Below are 16714 nucleotides of genomic sequence, written 5' to 3'. Positions count from 1 at the left end.
AACCCGGAGGTAGCAAAAGCCACTCCGGGTAACATTAAGTAAAGATTACTTAAGTTCGACTTTAGCGCCAGCTTCTTGAAGCTTTTTCTGGGCTTCTTCAGCTTCAGCTTTAGACAAGCCTTCTTTAACAGCTTTAGGAGCACCGTCAACCAGTTCTTTTGCTTCTTTCAGGCCCAGACCTGTCAGTTCGCGAACTGCTTTAATAACGTTAACTTTTTGTGCGCCTGCTTCAGCCAGGAAAACTGTAAATTCAGTTTGCTCAGCTGCTGCTGCACCAGCGTCGCCACCAGCAGCAGGTGCTGCTACAGCTACTGCAGCTGCTGCTGCAGAAACGCCAAATTTCTCTTCCATTTCTGTGATCAGTTCGGACAATTCCAGCACTGTCATGCTAGCGATTGCGTCCAGAATTTCTGCTTTGCTTAAAGCCATTTTAAGAACTCCAAATAAATAAATTTAATGCCAGGGTTTTGTATCGCTTAGTCTTTAAAAAAGATCCAATGAAGCTTGCCTTATGCCGCTTCTTTTTGATCGCGCACGGCAGCAAGGCCACGAACGAACTTGGTTGGAACTTCATTAAGCGTACGCACAAATTGTGCAACAGGTGCTTGCATGGTACCCAACAGTTTCGCCAGCAACTCTTCACGAGAAGGCATTGTTGCCAATGCTTTAATGCCATTTTCGTCTAAAAGATTGTTTGGCAATGAGCCAACTTTCAGAACGATTTTGTCATTGGTTTTGGCGAATGTAGAGAGTACTTTTGCAGCCGCTACAGGATCAGCACTGACCGCATAGATCAGGGGACCTGTCAATTTATCGGTCAAACCTTCAAAAGGCGTGCCGGCAATTGAGCGACGTACAAGCGTGTTTTTAAGAACACGCAGATACACACCAGATTCACGTGCAGTTTTGCGCAATACGGTGACAGAAGCGACGTCAATACCACGGTACTCAGCAACAATAATAGATTGAGCATTGGCAACCTGTGCCGATACTTCTTCAATTACTGCCGCTTTCTCATTACGATTGAGACTCACGGTTTGAACACTCCATCTAAAGACGCGGTGGGAACGGTTCCCAATTGCGTCAACCATATGCGGCGTACCTCTGGTAGAGCTCTGAATAGAATTCTTCCATGGGACGCCGTCTACGTTGGATCCGGAAACTTCCCGGGATTAAGTCAGATATAAACCGCTTATCCGACTCCAACGGTCTTTGACAGCAGTGTCTGGTGCACGACCAGACACAGCCCAAAGTTCTTTATAATCAGACTGCCAAAGAGGCAATCTCGACCTTGGCTCCGCCACCCATTGTGGATGACACAGCCACTTTACGCAGGTAAACACCTTTAGAGCTAGCAGGACGTGCTTTGTTCAAAGCATCAATCAGGGCTGCCAGGTTTTCCTGCAATTGTTCTGTACCAAAAGAAGCACGGCCAATCGTTGCATGAATGATACCAGCCTTGTCAGTACGATACTGGATCTGACCGGCTTTTGCGTTTTTAACAGCAGTGGCCACGTCAGGGGTTACAGTACCTACTTTAGGGTTTGGCATCAGGCCACGAGGACCCAAGATCTGACCCAGAGCACCAACAATACGCATTGTATCGGGTGAGGCAATCACGATATCGAAGTCAAATTGACCAGACTTGATCTGGTCAGCCAGATCTTCCATACCCACGATATCAGCACCTGCTTCTTTAGCGGCTTCAGCTTTTTCACCTTGTGCGAATACTGCTACACGTACGGTTTTACCGGTACCCGCAGGCAATACAACTGAACCACGAACCAACTGGTCTGATTTCTTGGGATCAATACCCAGTTGAACAGCCACGTCGATGGACTCATCGAATTTGGCAGTTGCAGTTTCCTTGACCAGGGTCAGGGCTTCTGTAACAGGATACAGTTTGGTGCGATCAATTTTTTCTGCAATTGCTGCAGCGCGTTTAGATAACTTAGCCATTAGTTTACACCCTCAACTGTGATACCCATGCTACGTGCGCTACCAGCGATCGTGCGAACAGCTGCGTCCAAATCCGCAGCAGTCAGATCTGGCTCTTTGGTTTTGGCAATTTCTTCAGCCTGTGCACGTGTCAATGTACCAACTTTGTCGGTATGCGGACGTGCTGAACCTTTCTGGATACCAGCTGCTTTCTTGATCAGAATGGTAGCTGGTGGGGTTTTCATGATGAAAGTGAATGATTTGTCTGCAAAAGCAGTAATCACCACTGGAATTGGCAAGCCAGGTTCCATGCCTTGTGTTTTGGCATTGAACGCTTTGCAGAATTCCATAATATTCAGACCACGTTGACCCAATGCAGGACCAATCGGAGGTGATGGATTAGCTTTACCAGCTGGCACTTGCAGCTTGATGAAGCCGACGATTTTTTTCGCCATTTTTAGCTCCTAACGGGTAATAGCGCAATAAAAACATTGCTCCCCGGGTTAATAAAATCAGACCTTTTCGACCTGACTGAAATCCAGTTCCACGGGAGTGGCACGACCAAAAATCGTAACACTGACACGCACTTTACTTTTCTCGTAGTTGACTTCTTCAACATTACCGTTAAAGTCGGCAAAAGGACCTTCTTTAACGCGCAGTGTCTCACCAACTTCGAACAATATTTTCGGACGGGGTTTTTCACCACCCTCTTCAATTTGAGACAGGATCTTCTCAACTTCTTTTTCGGAAATAGGGGTTGGCCTATTGCCTGATCCACCCAAAAACCCGGTAACACGGTTTGTATTTTTTACAAGATGCCATGTCTCATCGGTAAGATCCATTTCAACCAGGACATAACCCGGGAAAATACGACGTTCTGTGATGGATTTTTGACCGCCCTTGACTTCAATGACCTCTTCTGAGGGTACCAAAATGCGACCAAATGAAGTTTGCAAGCCAGCACGCTCGATTCTTTCGAGCAAAGCTTTGTGAACACTTTTTTCCATGCCAGAATAGACATGCACAACGTACCAACGTTTACTCATTTGCTTGTCCTTAGTTCCAGCCTAATACCACGCCATAGATAAGCCAACCTAAAACCTTATCTACAATCCACAGGAAAAGAGCCATGACACTGACGAAGGCAAATACAATACCCGTCATTTGAATGGTTTCTTTTCTGGTTGGCCATATTACGCGTTTTAATTCATTGTAAGAGCCGGTGGCAAAACTGATGATGCGCTTGCCAGGCTCACTGAACCATACCAGCAGAGCCGCAATGACCAAGCTGCCAACAAAAATACCGACTCGCGCATACGCATTTAAATCACTGAAAAACGAATACGCAAATATACCCGCAGCAACAACAATTATTGCCATAACAATTTTGGCTTTATCTGCAGGTTGGGTGATGGTTTCTACACTACTGTTTGACATTTGCTTGAGCAGCCTTTTTTTCGCGGCGCCATAATAAGGTGGCAGGGGCAGTAGGAATCGAACCTACAACCTTCGGTTTTGGAGACCGACGCTCTGCCAATTGAGCTATACCCCTAATGTTTTAATTTCCGTAATGACTCACGGAAATCTGGGTAGTACACCGTACTACCCATACTGCCATATTAACTGTTAAGCAGCGATTTTAGCAACAACACCGGCGCCAACAGTACGGCCGCCTTCACGGATCGCGAAACGCAGACCTTCTTCCATCGCGATAGGTGCAATCAGCTCAACGTCCATGGAAACGTTATCGCCTGGCAGAACCATTTCTTTGTCAGCTGGCAAAGTGATGGTACCGGTTACGTCCGTTGTACGGAAGTAAAACTGAGGACGGTAACCTTGGAAGAATGGTGTGTGACGACCACCCTCTTCTTTGGACAGAATATAGACCTCTGCCGAAAATTTGGTGTGCGGCTTGATTGAACCGGGTTTGGCCAATACCTGACCACGCTCAACGTCTTCACGCTTGGTACCACGCAGCAACAGACCTACGTTATCACCAGCCTGACCTTCGTCCAGCAGTTTGCGGAACATTTCAACACCGGTACAAGTGGTTTTAACGGTATCGCGGATACCCACGATTTCAATCTCTTCACCAACCTTGATGATACCGCGCTCGATACGGCCGGTTACAACAGTACCACGACCGGAAATAGAGAACACGTCCTCAACAGGCATCAGGAATGTACCGTCAACGGCACGCTCAGGTGTAGGAATGTAAGTATCCAGGGCTTTGGCCAGTTCCAGAATGGCTTGTTTACCCAATGGGCCTTCATCGCCTTCCAGAGCCAGTTTGGCTGAACCCTTGATCACAGGGGTGTCATCACCGGGGAAGTCGTATTTGCTCAGCAATTCGCGAACTTCCATTTCAACCAGTTCCAGCAACTCTTCATCATCAACCATGTCGGCTTTGTTCAGGAACACGATGATGTAAGGAACACCCACCTGACGTGACAACAGGATGTGCTCACGGGTTTGTGGCATTGGGCCGTCAGCGGCTGAACAAACCAGGATCGCACCGTCCATCTGGGCAGCACCGGTGATCATGTTTTTAACATAGTCAGCGTGTCCTGGGCAGTCAACGTGTGCGTAGTGGCGCTCTTCAGTTTCGTACTCAACGTGTGAAGTGTTGATGGTAATACCGCGTGCTTTTTCTTCGGGAGCTGCGTCAATTTGTGAGTAGTCTTTCGCTTCACCGCCGAACTCTTTTGACAGAACAGTACAAATCGCTGCTGTCAATGTTGTTTTACCGTGATCCACGTGACCGATCGTACCTACGTTTACGTGCGGTTTGGTACGTTCAAACTTACCTTTTGCCATGACCGACTCCTGATGATGGTGCTGGAATTAATAACAAAGTTTACATGGTGCCCAAGGCGGGAATCGGACCCGCGACCTCTCCCTTACCAAGGGAGTGCTCTACCACTGAGCCACTTGGGCGAATTCTGTGCTTACCGATTGAGGTTACCGGCAAGTCTGGAGCGGGTGAAGGGAATCGAACCCTCGTCATCAGCTTGGAAGGCTGTTGCACTACCATTGTGCTACACCCGCGGATCTTTCGCTTGACCCATTATTTGTTATTGTTTAACGGATATCACATAGCCATCACAAAGAACAAATAATTTTTAATTAGGCTCTCTGGTGGTGGAGGTTGGATTCGAACCAACGTAGGCGCAAGCCAACAGATTTACAGTCTGCCCCCTTTAGCCACTCGGGCACTCCACCCAGAGAATGTGTAATTATGCACATATATTTTAGATGCGTCAAGTGCTCTTCAACAAAAAACCAACTAAAAGTGGTTTTTTTGTTGAATTCTAATTTGACACACTCTTTAATGCTCGATGAGTGATGACAATCCCTGTTTTTCCAATAACGAATTCAAATGCTCCCAGCTATGAAAATCAATCATGAGCTGACCTTTGTTTTTTGCACCGACCTTGAGAACAACTTTGGTACCCAAATGATCAGACAATGCCTCTTCAAGCCGAACCAGATCCCGATCAGGAGCGGATTTGACAACACCGGCTGATTTTTTATTTTCACCTTCAATGGTTTGCTTGACCAGTTTTTCTGTTTCACGAACCGATAAACTTCTTGCAATCACCTGGTTTGCCAGCAGAATCTGTGTCGCCGCATCAACCGCCAGCAAAGCCCGGGCATGTCCCATATCAATGTCTCCGGCCAGCAACATGGTTTGCACCGGTTCAGCCAGATTCAGCAGTCGCAATAAATTGCTGGTCAGGGAACGGGAACGCCCAATTGCCTGTGCGGCCTGTTCATGCGTAAAGCTGAATTCATCAATAAGACGCTTCACACCCTGGGCCTCTTCGAGTGGATTAAGGTCTTCGCGCTGGATGTTTTCAATAAGCGCCATGATGGCCGCATTTTCATCGGCAACTTCACGAACCAGGACAGGAACTTCTTTAAGGCCCGCTAGGATTGCGGCCCGATAACGCCGCTCACCCGCAATAATTTCAAATTTGCCTTCTGGATCATCTTTTAAGGGACGAACCAAAATCGGCTGCATGATTCCCTGGGTTTTGATTGAATCGGCCAACTCCGTCAAGGCACCTTCATCCATCCGGGTTCGTGGTTGATATTTGCCGGCCTGCAATTTGCCTATCTGAATGACTGTAGGCTGCTGGACTGATTTGCCCGGCTCCTCATTTCTGATATCTTCCAGGACATTAATATCATTTCCCAACAATGCAGCAAGGCCACGCCCCAGACCCTTGGTTTTTTTTACCGCTGTCTTGCTGGCTGTTTTACCTGCTGCCTTGGTTGCTGTTTTACTTGCCGTTGGTTTAATTGCCATTTCTATTTCCGTTTTCCTTATCCATCATTTTCACGCGTTTAATGACTTCAGCGCCAAATTGCATATAAGCCTTGGCACCACGTGAAGACTTATCATAAACAATCCCTGGCAAACCATGACTTGGCGCTTCTGCCAGCCTTACATTGCGAGGAACAACTGTTTTGAAAACACGATCACCAAAGTGTGATTCCAGTTGTTCCGAAACCTGTTGCTGCAAAGTCACCCGTGCATCGAACATTACGCGCAACAATCCTATCATCTTCAATTCGGGATTGATGTTTTTATGTACCCGTTTTATGGTATTGACCAGATCCGATAATCCTTCAAGTGCAAAATATTCACATTGCATTGGAATAATTACGCCATTTGCACATGAAAGACCATTTAACGTCAACAGCGACAAGGTGGGTGGACAGTCAATCAGCACATAATCATATTCTTGCGCTACTTTATCAATGGCCTGCTTTAACTGATGTTCACGGTTCTCCATTTGCACCAGATCAATTTCGGCTCCCGATAGTTCACGGTTTCCTGGCAATACATCATAGCCACCACTTTCTGAACGTATCCTGGCCTCATCGATACCCGCTTCTCCAATGAGAACCTGATATATGTTTAAGCTTAAATTATTCTTATCTATACCGCTTCCCATGGTGGCATTACCCTGTGGATCCAAATCTATCAAAAGGACCCTTTTCTTGTGTGATGCCAGACTGGCGGCAAGATTGATTGCCGTGGTTGTTTTACCTACCCCGCCTTTTTGATTGGCGATACAAAAAATCTTAATTGAATTTACAACTTTCCCCATGACCTACCCTTTACGCTGCAGCCAGATTAAACACCGCTTTGCATCCAGTTCCGGAACTTCAAGCGTTTCATGTGACGCCTCTTCCCATTCGGTTCTGGATACCAATTCATTTACTTCATCCTGAATATAATGCCCTTTCATTGCAACCAGATAACCGGATGCATCCACATGCTTGCCAGCCAAAGACGCAAAATCAGCCAAGGATGCAAATGCTCTTGAAATAACCAAGTCCACTTGTGGTTCGGTTCTTTGTTCTATGCGAATATGCTGTGCAGATAGATTGGGTAGTTTCAATACACCCGACATCTGACGCACGAAAGCGGTTTTTTTCTCAACCGCATCTATGCAACAAATGTTCCACGTGGCATTCATTATAGCCAGGACAATGCCAGGCAAACCACCACCCGAACCTACATCCAGTACATTCACTGTTTTTCTGCCTGCCAGTTTTTTTCTTAACGGCATTACCACAGACAGACTGTCAAAAATATGTTGAACAAGCATTTGTTCTTTATTTTTCAATGCCGTCAGATTGTAGGTTTTATTCCAACGCTGCATCTGCTCTATATACATAAGCAATGCTTGCGCCTGTTCCTCACTCATTTCAAGCCCGAGTTGCCTGGCTGCATCAAACAGGCTTTTTTTTGAATCACTCATTACTACGCTTATGCCTTTTTTGAATCGGAATATTGCATTCGTTTTATATGAATCAGCAACAATGCAATGGCTGCCGGTGTGACACCTGAAATCCGCCCTGCCTGGCCAATTGTTTCAGGTCGGCTTTCCCTGAGTTTTTGCCGGACCTCAAAAGACAAATTTCCCACTTCATCATAATTCAAGTCAACGGGAATTTTTTGATCCTCATAAGTGCTTTGACGGCGTACTTCTTCCTGCTGCCTATTTATATAACCGGCATATTTAACCTGGATTTCAATCTGTTCAATTTCCGATTCAGACAGCTCAATATCTGAATGAAGCGTTTCCCCATTGACAGTAATCGCACTGACAAGATCTTTGTAATTAACGTTCGGTCTTTTCAACAAATCGACCAAAGTGTAATCCCGTTCAAGTGACTTACCCAAGAGCGTTTGCGCCTGCTCATCGGTAAACGTTTTAGGATGAACCCTGACGCCACCCAGCCGTTTTATTTCAGCATTCACATTATCTCTTTTTCGGCTAAAGAATTCCCAACGGTCATCTGGTACCACACCCAACTTTCGTCCGATTTCCGTTAACCTGAAATCGGCATTATCTTCACGCAAACTCAAACGGTATTCAGCCCTTGAAGTAAACATTCGATAGGGTTCGGTGACACCTTTGGTAATCAAGTCATCAACAAGAACACCCAAATAAGCTTCATCACGTCGTGGCGTCCAGGGAGCTTCACCTTTCACCTGCAAGGCAGCATTCAGGCCTGCCAGCAAACCTTGCGCTGCGGCTTCTTCATATCCGGTAGTTCCATTAATTTGCCCGGCAAAAAACAAACCATTAATGCTTTTTGTTTCCAGGTTGCTTTTTAATCCACGTGGATCAAAATAATCATACTCAATGGCATAACCAGGGCGAAGAATATGGGCATTTTCAAGACCTGGCAAAGAATGTACCAATTCAAGTTGTACATCATAAGGCAAACTGGTTGAGATTCCATTCGGATAGATTTCATTGGTTGTCAAACCTTCAGGCTCCAGAAACACCTGGTGTGAATTCTTGTCCGCAAAACGATGTACCTTGTCTTCAATTGAAGGACAATAGCGTGGTCCAATACCATCAATCACTCCCGTATACATGGGAGATCTGTCCAGCCCACCCCTGATAATTTCATGGGTTCTCTCATTAGTATAAGTAATCCAGCAAGGCAACTGCCGGGGGTGCATTTGCGCATTCCCCATATATGAAAAAACAGGTATTGGATCCAGATCTCCAGGCTGCTCAATCAAATTGGAAAAATCAATTGTTCTGGCATCTATACGTGGAGGCGTTCCGGTTTTAAGTCGTCCCTGAGGAAGCTTCAACTCTTTTAATCTATGGGCAAGACTGATGGCCGGAGGATCACCGGCACGACCTGCAGAATAATTCTTCAACCCAACATGAACAAGCCCATTCAAAAATGTGCCCGTTGTTAACACCACAGCACGTGATCTGAATTTAAGACCAATTTGCGTTACCGCGCCAACTACCCGATCACCCTCAACAATCAGATCATCAACAGCCTGTTGGAACAACCAGAGGTTCTCCTGATTTTCAAGCCGGGTACGTATGGCTTGTCGATACAGCACCCTGTCTGCCTGCACCCTTGTTGCACGTACGGCAGGTCCTTTTGAGCTGTTTAATATTCTGAATTGAATTCCAGCCTCATCTGCTGCCAGTGCCATTGCACCACCAAGCGCATCAATTTCTTTTACCAGGTGCCCCTTACCAATCCCTCCAATTGAAGGATTGCAAGACATTTGACCTAAGGTTTCAATATTATGTGTCAGTAATAATGTTTTGGCACCAGTGCGGGCAGAAGCTAAAGCAGCCTCTGTTCCAGCATGACCACCACCCACTACTATCACATCAAACTCGTTTGGGTAATCCATTTTATTTCTAATAAAAAAATAGCAATAGTTGATTATAAATCCAGAACAAATGTTCCACGTGGAACATTTGCAAAAATTTCAGTTATTTTGGTTTTTATCTGTTGGAAAGCGAAAAATCTTTAGGCAAGATTGTTTTGAGGCTGTTCCACGTGGAACAAAACAAAGCTCTGTGGATAACTTTGTTAATAATATAATGAAAAAGCATGTACAAGTCTGTATGAAATGTTAATAACATTCTCTACAATAAGGCATAATAAGGATTATAGCCTTGTTGATAAAATTTATATAGCTTCAAATTGTTATACAAAAACTGTGAATAAAATGATTAAATTAAAATTACCTGACGTTGGAACAACCATTTTTACTATCATGAGCCAGTTGGCCAATGAGCATAATGCAATTAATCTGGGACAAGGATTTCCGGATTTCAATCCTGATGAAAAATTGGTTTCATTGGTGAATGAGGCAATGATAAATGGACATAACCAGTATCCACATATGCCTGGCATACCAGCGTTACGAATTGCCATTGCAGATAAAATAAATCAACTTTATTCACATAACTACAATCCCGATACAGAAATAACCGTAACCAATGGAGCCACTGAGGCTTTGATGTCTTCGATACTGAGCATTGTTCATGCTGGTGATGAAGTGATTGTGATCGAACCATGTTACGACTCTTATGTGCCATGCATAAAATTAGCCGGTGGCATCCCGGTATTTGTTTCCCTGACTCCTCCTTCCCAGGATAATCCTGCTTACTCGATTGATTGGCAAAAAGTGAAGGATGCCATTACTGAAAAAACCCGGTTGATTATTCTGAATTTTCCTCACAACCCAACCGGGCTTACATTGAAATCTTCTGATCTGGATGCTATTGAGGATTTAATCAAAGATAAAGAAATATTTTTGATCGGAGATGAGGTTTATGAACATATTGTATTTGGTCATAGACCATTTTTAAGTTTATCTACTCGAGAATTTTTAGCCAGCCGTTCATTTGTGATCTCATCTTTTGGCAAAACTTACCATACCACTGGTTGGAAAGTAGGATATTGCAGCGCACCTAAAGCCTTGACTGCAGAATTCAGGAAAATTCATCAGTTCGTGGTTTTTACTGTCAGCTCACCCATGCAGCATGCTTTTGCCGAATTTATGAAAGATCCCGGCACTTATTTAAATTTGTCCGATTTTTATCAGAAAAAACATGATTACCTTTATAACGGGTTATTAAATACCCGTTTCAAACCGATCAAGAGTGAAGGTACTTTTTTCATGCTGGCTGATTATAGTGAGATCTCATTGATCAATGAATTGGATTTTGCTACAGAATTGACAAAAAAACATGGTGTTACGCTGATTCCGGTTTCTGCATTTTATAAAGATTCTTCAGCTTTGACTTCTAACAATAATTTGGTTCGATTTTGTTTTGCAAAGAAAAATGAAACTTTGGAAAAAGCGTTGCAAGTGCTAAGTACTATTTAGTTATTATTTTTCTTTATATATAACTGATTAAGAACTAGATGCTCTGTGGATAAGTATTGAAACCCTGTTTTTTTCATTGAAAACAGGGTTTTATGCTGTTTTTTGCTTGTTGAGTTCAGCTATTTTTAGCATTGGATAAAGTTGAACAAGATTTAGCGTCAAAATTTGAGATCTTGTTCTTCACTTTTCATACAAAAGTTATTCACATTTCATGCTCATAGTAGTTATCCACAGCTGTTTTTTTGCAAAAACAGGATAAAACCCTGTTTTTTATGATTTCTGAAGGGAAGGGTTGTAAAACGATTCCAAGCCGTTTTTTATTGTCTTAGGAATGAATGCATTTAATCGATTTATCGATGTCGTTTGGCTTAAGATGTTGAAATTACCTTTTGGGATTTATGTTAAAGTAATTATCAAATTGCTTCGGTTTTCAGTGAATTAACTACTTTTATGGATAATTGGAATGGTTTACGATACAAATAATATCTTCGCTAAAATTTTACGGGGTGAGGCACCTTCATTTAAAGTGTATGAAGATGATAAAACTTATGTCATGATGGATATCATGCCGCAAACAGTTGGACATACATTGGTTTTAACCAAAGAACCCGCTGCGAATTTGTTCGATTTGTCGTATGAGGCTGCCCAAGCCTGTGTTTCTACAGCAAAAAAAATTGCGCCTGCGATTATGAAAGCAACCAACGCCGATGGAATTGTTCTTAGCCAGTTTAATGGTGCCGCAGCAGGACAAACTGTCGACCATGTTCATTTTCATTTGGTGCCACGCTATGAAGGACAGAATATTCATGCTCATGCACATGTAAAAGGGGATATGGAAGAAATAAAAGCGTTGGCAGAAAAAATTGTTGCAGCCATTAATGAGTTGAATTAATACTTATACAGGCTGGTTTTACATGACTGAAAAACCGAACCCGGTATTGTACCGGGTTCGGTTTTTTTTATTATGGATTCAAATTTATTAGCATAGAAACCTGTAATACAACGAAAATTGGGACAGATATCAAGGGTCAATTCTGAGTCAGAATGGGTTAATACATGCCTGACCCGGCTGATTTTTCCAGTCGGTAAAACCACAAGGCGGAAAGAATTGAGGCAGCGCCAATAACAATAAAACCTGACTTGATATCCTGGATTGAAGGCGTAGGGGAACCATTCAGGCGCATGCTTAAGTCAATGCTAAGGGTCGCTATCCCCATACCCATACTGATGCCAACTTGTTGTGCAGTTGCTGAAAAACTGCTGGCCTGACTCATTTTTTCAGGTTTGATATTGGCAAAACTCAAGGTATTGACGGATGTAAATTCGAGAGAACGAAAAAAACCGCCAAAGAGCAGGGTCATTGTCATGAGCCAGACGGGGGTTTCAAGGGTAAACAAGGCGCACGCCATAATAAATAAGCCGGTAATAACGGCATTGACGGTTAGCACGCGGCGAAACCCAAATTTTTTCAGGATGGGAATGGCAACAAACTTCATGGCAAGCGCTCCCAGTGCACCGGCAAAAGTAATAAGGCCTGCCGATAAGGGCGAGTAATTAAAGCCAATCTGTAGCAATAAGGCCAGTAAAAATGGTGTTGAACCAATGGCAAAGCGGCATAAATTGCCCGCAATAATGGAAATGGCAAAGCTTTGTATTTTTAAAAGGGACAAATCAATAATGGGATTGGCAACCCGTTTTGCATGAAACCAGTACAGGATCCCACTGACAAAAGAAATGGCCAAAAGAAAATAGGCATTGATAAATCCCTGGTTTTTGGCCAGGGATTCAAAACCATATACACAAGAAGCCATGGCAATGCCACTTAAGATGAAACCGGGCCAGTCCAGACGAGGCGGATTTTCTGTCCTGTATTCCTGAATATATTTAAGTACCATAAAAATACCCAGCATACCCATGGGAATGTTGATCAGGAAAATCCAGTGCCAGGAAGTGACGGTCACAATAAATCCACCCAGCGGTGGACCAAGCATGGGTCCTAATAAGGCAGGAATGGATAAAAAGGCTGTTGCCTTGAGTAATTGCTCACGGGGAACGGTTTTTAACATGATAATGCGTCCTACGGGCACCATCATGGCACCAGCAATGCCTTGCATAAACCTGAAAAAGATAAAAGTCTCAAATGTTGGCGCCATTGAGCAGCCCAGTGAGGTCAGGCAAAATAACAGGATGGCGAGCAAGAATATCCGTTTTGCCCCAAAGTGGTCTGCGGCCCAACCACAAACGGGAACAAAAATGGCAACCGCTATAAGATATGCGGTTATGGCAATATTCATGCGAACTGCCGTGGTGTTGAACGTATCGGCCATCATGGGTAAGGCCATTGCCACGACAGACGAGTCGAGCATTTGCATGAAAAGGGCGCATCCGACGATAAAAGGAATCAGCCTAATGGCAGTGGCGTGTTGTGTTTTGTCCGGTTTCACGTGATGATTCGATTCAGTTGACATGGTAACGTTGGTGTATGAAGTTCTTAACCACCTCAGTTTAAAGGAGATCTCAGTCAGTACGGTGCGTGATGTAAGCGTTGGACTTCAGTTTTTTTTCAAATAAATGATAGAGCGGACTTGTTAAGAGCAATACAAATACCATGCGTGACACGTGAAACGCAGTGACGATCGGTGCGCCAAGTGATAGTACTTTAGCCGTAATCGCCATTTCTGCAATGCCGCCAGGACTATTGCTGAGTACCAGGGTCGGAAAGGGGATATCTGAAACCAGAAATAACAGGTAGCTGAATCCAAATGCCAGTACTATGTTAAGCGTATTGCTGATGGCGACTACGGATAAATAGCGAGGGGCCTTTTTGAAAAAATCAGGGCCGAATTTATCTCCCAGAGACCAGCCAATAAACAATTGGCCAATTTTTGAGAGTTCACTTGGCAGATAGGTGAGGATGGTATCGTTGCCGGTTAATAGAACGCTAACCAGTAAAGGACCCAGGACCCAGGCGTTGGGCAGTGACAGTTTCTTGAAAACCCAACCGGCGATGCTGGTCAGGACGATGAGCTTGATAAAGCCGCTGGTATTAAAAAAATACAGGGTTTCCGTTCCTGGAAAATTACCGGAAATATTCAGGAATTTGAAGGCAAAGGGAACGGAAACCACGACCATGATCATTCGAAGGCTGTGTGCCGAAGCAACCAGATCTGTTCTGGCATGGTTTTTTTCCGCCAGATTGGCCATTTCACTGGCCCCGCCAATCGCACTGGCAAACCAGGCAGTTTTAAAATCCACATCACCCCATTTTCTTAAAATAAGAGATCCATTGATTCCCAATAAAAGGGCAAATATCACTCCGATAAGAATAAAAGGAGAGTAGCCGCCGATGATATCCAAAACTTCGGGTGTGAAATACAAACCCAGGGAGGTGCCAATTACCCATTGACCAATATTCCGGAAAGCCGTGTGGGAAGTGCTGTTGACGCCGGCTGTTTTAGTGATGGCTGTTAATAACAGTGAACCAATCAGCCATGGTAGCGGTATGCTTAACCATACCGCTACCAAAGCGCCAGACAGCGCGACAAGGAATCCGGTTAAATATTTTACAAACATGTCATATCAATTGGCAGGGACATGGATTTCATTTTTCTTGGAAAATTTCCTGAACAATGGCGGTACCACGCCAACCAGAACGGCGGCAATCCACAAGCCGATGGAAATCGGGCTTTCAAACAAGATGGAAATCTCACCATTGGTAATAGAGAGGGCACGACGCAGGTTTTGTTCCATCATATCACCCAATACCACACCCAGGACAAGCGGTGCCATAGGTACATTCATTTTCCGCAGGAAATAACCAATCACGCCAATTCCAACCACCAGCATCAGGTCAAATGTCGTGGCATTAATGGCATATACACCGATAAAACTGATGGATAAAATACCAGGAACCAGTAACCAGGAGGGGATGGATAACATGGCTGCAAATACCCGTACCATGGGAATGTTCATTAAAAGCAGCATGAGGTTGGCAATGAACAGGGAGGCGATCAGCCCCCATACCAGCTGGGGTTGGGTATCAAACAGGACCGGTCCGGGTGTAATATTGTAAAGGGTCAGTGCACCCATCATGACCGCGGTTGTACCGGAACCGGGTACACCCAATGCCAGCATGGGAATAAATGAACCGGTTGCTGCGCTATTGTTGGCGGATTCGGGGGCTGCAAGGCCACGCATGTCTCCTTTGCCGAATTTGGCATCGGGATCTTTGCTTTCAATCAGTTTTTTTTCATTGGCATAGGCAACGGCAGAGGCGACACTGGCACCGGCGCCCGGCAAAATTCCAATGAAGAATCCTAAAAATCCGGCACGAACCGTACTCCACCAGGTAAGTGCCATTTCTTTTAAATTGAATAGCTTGCGTTCGCTTTTGGGAACATCAATGGATACACCGCTAAGCAGGTTTTCAAGCATTTGCAGCATTTCAGAAACTGCAAAAAGGCCTATCACCACCACCACGAAATCAATACCATCGGCCAGATTGGGCAAATCAAAGGTATAACGGTAGACGCCAGAGTTGGCATCCACGCCGACCGTGGCAATCGCCAGGCCAATCATGGCTGCCAGAATTCCTTTGACCGGTTGCTCACCCAATAGGCTGGTAAGTGCACAAAAGGCAAATACCATCAAAACAAAATATTCGGCAGGACCGAAAGCAATGGCCCATTTGGCCAGTAACGGTGCCAACAGCAATATGCCAAAAATGGCAATGGTGGAACCAATGAATGAAGACCAGGCAGACAGCGACAGAGCCACGCTGGCCAGGCCCTGGCGTGCCAGCGGATAGCCATCAAGTGTGGTCATCACGGCTGCGGCCTCACCCGGCACGTTAATCAGGATAGAGGTAATCCGGCCGCCATATTCGGCACCGACATATACGGCCGCCAGCAGGATCAGGGCTGTCTCTGGTGGCAATTGCATGGCAAAGGCAATAGGAACCAGCATGGCAACGCCATTAATGGGGCCCAGTCCGGGCAGTACGCCAACAATGGTGCCAATAAATGAGCCAAGGGCTGCCACAAGCAGGTTGATACCTGAAAAGGCAACCCCGAACCCGATTGATAAATGTTCCATTAATCCGCTCATAGGAGGTCTCCGAGAATGCCGGTGGGCAGTACAACATCAAGGCCTTTGTCAAAAAGGAAAAAGAACAGAAGGCCCATTGCAACACCACCAATAATGCATTTGATCCATGCACCATTGAACAGCCTGCCGACAAAAATGGTCATCAGTGCCGTAGATAGCACAAAGCCGACCCATTGGAATAAAAATGCATAGGCGGCAACATAGGCGACCATGGACATAATCCGGAAATTGGCGCCTTCCGGATTCGCTTCAACCGTATTGCCACCTTTGTAAGCAAGCCGAACACCGCAAATGGCGATGATGAGTGCAAGCATAAGCGGAAATGCTTTGGGCCCAACGGGCTCATAGGTAAACGGTGCTTCAAGATCGTAGCCAAACCAGGTAAGAAATGCGGCAAAGAATAGGGCGGCAATACCCAATACCCTGTCATTGAGTGCCATAAGAGGTACCTTTTAATAAACGTTGAAGTTCCCCTGCCAGACA

General features: G+C 44.9%; 17 protein-coding genes and 4 tRNA genes. 2 read left to right on the top strand and 19 right to left on the bottom strand.

Translation table 11 applies throughout. The features are described 5' to 3' along the window. Nucleotides 1-45: 45 nt before the first annotated feature. From rplL to mnmG, 15 genes are all read right to left on the bottom strand, one after another. Nucleotides 46-429, bottom strand: a complete 384-nt coding sequence (gene rplL, locus KU392_RS05835) for a 50S ribosomal protein L7/L12 (RefSeq protein WP_169295671.1) — start codon at nt 427-429, stop codon at nt 46-48. Nucleotides 430-509: 80 nt separating this feature from the next. Beyond that, nucleotides 510-1034, bottom strand: a complete 525-nt coding sequence (rplJ, locus tag KU392_RS05830) for a 50S ribosomal protein L10 (RefSeq protein ID WP_169295672.1) — start codon at nt 1032-1034, stop codon at nt 510-512. A 229-nt stretch (nt 1035-1263) separates the two neighbouring features. Next, nucleotides 1264-1959 carry a 50S ribosomal protein L1 gene (gene rplA, locus KU392_RS05825; protein ID WP_169295673.1) on the bottom strand — a complete coding sequence of 232 codons (696 nt, stop codon included), beginning with the start codon at nt 1957-1959 and terminating at the stop codon, nt 1264-1266. Beyond that, nucleotides 1959-2393: a 50S ribosomal protein L11 gene (gene rplK, locus KU392_RS05820; protein ID WP_014752666.1), complete on the bottom strand. Its 435-nt coding sequence runs from the start codon at nt 2391-2393 to the stop codon at nt 1959-1961. The genes rplA and rplK overlap by 1 nt, the downstream gene beginning before the upstream one ends. Before the next feature lie 57 nt (nt 2394-2450). Continuing rightward, complete coding sequence (nusG, locus tag KU392_RS05815; protein WP_169295674.1) at nt 2451-2984, bottom strand: transcription termination/antitermination protein NusG; 534 nt, start codon at nt 2982-2984, stop codon at nt 2451-2453. 10 nt (nt 2985-2994) lie between these two features. Next, nucleotides 2995-3375 carry a preprotein translocase subunit SecE gene (gene secE / locus KU392_RS05810; RefSeq protein WP_169295675.1) on the bottom strand — a complete coding sequence of 127 codons (381 nt, stop codon included), beginning with the start codon at nt 3373-3375 and terminating at the stop codon, nt 2995-2997. Between the two features lie 39 nt (nt 3376-3414). After that, nucleotides 3415-3490, bottom strand: a tRNA-Trp gene (locus KU392_RS05805). 74 nt (nt 3491-3564) lie between these two features. Beyond that, a complete protein-coding gene (tuf, locus tag KU392_RS05800) occupies nt 3565-4755 on the bottom strand; it encodes an elongation factor Tu (protein WP_217734835.1) in 1191 nt (396 codons plus the stop codon). A 45-nt stretch (nt 4756-4800) separates the two neighbouring features. Next, a tRNA-Thr gene (locus KU392_RS05795) sits at nt 4801-4875 on the bottom strand. A gap of 37 nt (nt 4876-4912) precedes the next feature. Continuing rightward, nucleotides 4913-4986, bottom strand: a tRNA-Gly gene (locus KU392_RS05790). 88 nt (nt 4987-5074) lie between these two features. Next, nucleotides 5075-5160, bottom strand: a tRNA-Tyr gene (locus tag KU392_RS05785). 106 nt (nt 5161-5266) lie between these two features. Next, on the bottom strand, nt 5267-6250 hold the full coding sequence (locus KU392_RS05780; protein WP_217734834.1) for a ParB/RepB/Spo0J family partition protein: 984 nt from the start codon (nt 6248-6250) through the stop codon (nt 5267-5269). Next, nucleotides 6240-7058, bottom strand: coding sequence for a ParA family protein (locus KU392_RS05775; protein WP_217734833.1), 819 nt, complete (start codon nt 7056-7058; stop codon nt 6240-6242). The genes KU392_RS05780 and KU392_RS05775 overlap by 11 nt, the downstream gene beginning before the upstream one ends. Before the next feature lie 3 nt (nt 7059-7061). Then, nucleotides 7062-7715: a 16S rRNA (guanine(527)-N(7))-methyltransferase RsmG gene (gene rsmG, locus KU392_RS05770; RefSeq protein WP_169292877.1), complete on the bottom strand. Its 654-nt coding sequence runs from the start codon at nt 7713-7715 to the stop codon at nt 7062-7064. 8 nt (nt 7716-7723) lie between these two features. Beyond that, entirely contained in the window at nt 7724-9637 is a 1914-nt protein-coding gene (gene mnmG / locus KU392_RS05765; protein ID WP_169292878.1) for a tRNA uridine-5-carboxymethylaminomethyl(34) synthesis enzyme MnmG, read from the bottom strand. A gap of 321 nt (nt 9638-9958) precedes the next feature. On the opposite strand from mnmG, the gene KU392_RS05760 reads away from it, so the two are divergent. Together KU392_RS05760 and KU392_RS05755 are read left to right on the top strand one after the other, a co-directional pair. Continuing rightward, nucleotides 9959-11125 (top strand): methionine aminotransferase, encoded by a 1167-nt coding sequence (locus KU392_RS05760; protein ID WP_217734832.1) that lies wholly within the window; start codon nt 9959-9961, stop codon nt 11123-11125. A 463-nt stretch (nt 11126-11588) separates the two neighbouring features. Continuing rightward, on the top strand, nt 11589-12017 hold the full coding sequence (locus KU392_RS05755; protein ID WP_169292880.1) for an HIT family protein: 429 nt from the start codon (nt 11589-11591) through the stop codon (nt 12015-12017). A 157-nt stretch (nt 12018-12174) separates the two neighbouring features. On the opposite strand, the gene KU392_RS05750 is transcribed toward KU392_RS05755, so the two are convergent. From KU392_RS05750 to KU392_RS05735, 4 genes are read right to left on the bottom strand one after another with little or no spacing between them, the layout of a single operon-like run. Continuing rightward, nucleotides 12175-13593 carry a DHA2 family efflux MFS transporter permease subunit gene (locus tag KU392_RS05750; protein WP_217734831.1) on the bottom strand — a complete coding sequence of 473 codons (1419 nt, stop codon included), beginning with the start codon at nt 13591-13593 and terminating at the stop codon, nt 12175-12177. 49 nt (nt 13594-13642) lie between these two features. Beyond that, a complete protein-coding gene (locus KU392_RS05745; protein WP_169292882.1) occupies nt 13643-14698 on the bottom strand; it encodes an AbrB family transcriptional regulator in 1056 nt (351 codons plus the stop codon). Between the two features lie 6 nt (nt 14699-14704). After that, nucleotides 14705-16231, bottom strand: a complete 1527-nt coding sequence (locus KU392_RS05740) for a tripartite tricarboxylate transporter permease (RefSeq protein ID WP_217734830.1) — start codon at nt 16229-16231, stop codon at nt 14705-14707. Beyond that, nucleotides 16228-16671: a tripartite tricarboxylate transporter TctB family protein gene (locus tag KU392_RS05735; RefSeq protein WP_217734829.1), complete on the bottom strand. Its 444-nt coding sequence runs from the start codon at nt 16669-16671 to the stop codon at nt 16228-16230. The genes KU392_RS05740 and KU392_RS05735 overlap by 4 nt, the downstream gene beginning before the upstream one ends. Nucleotides 16672-16714 lie beyond the last annotated feature (43 nt).

Source organism: Advenella alkanexedens, from assembly GCF_019132845.1.
GTDB lineage: Bacteria > Pseudomonadota > Gammaproteobacteria > Burkholderiales > Burkholderiaceae_B > Advenella > Advenella alkanexedens.
This window is presented reverse-complemented; position numbering and strand designations above follow the sequence as displayed.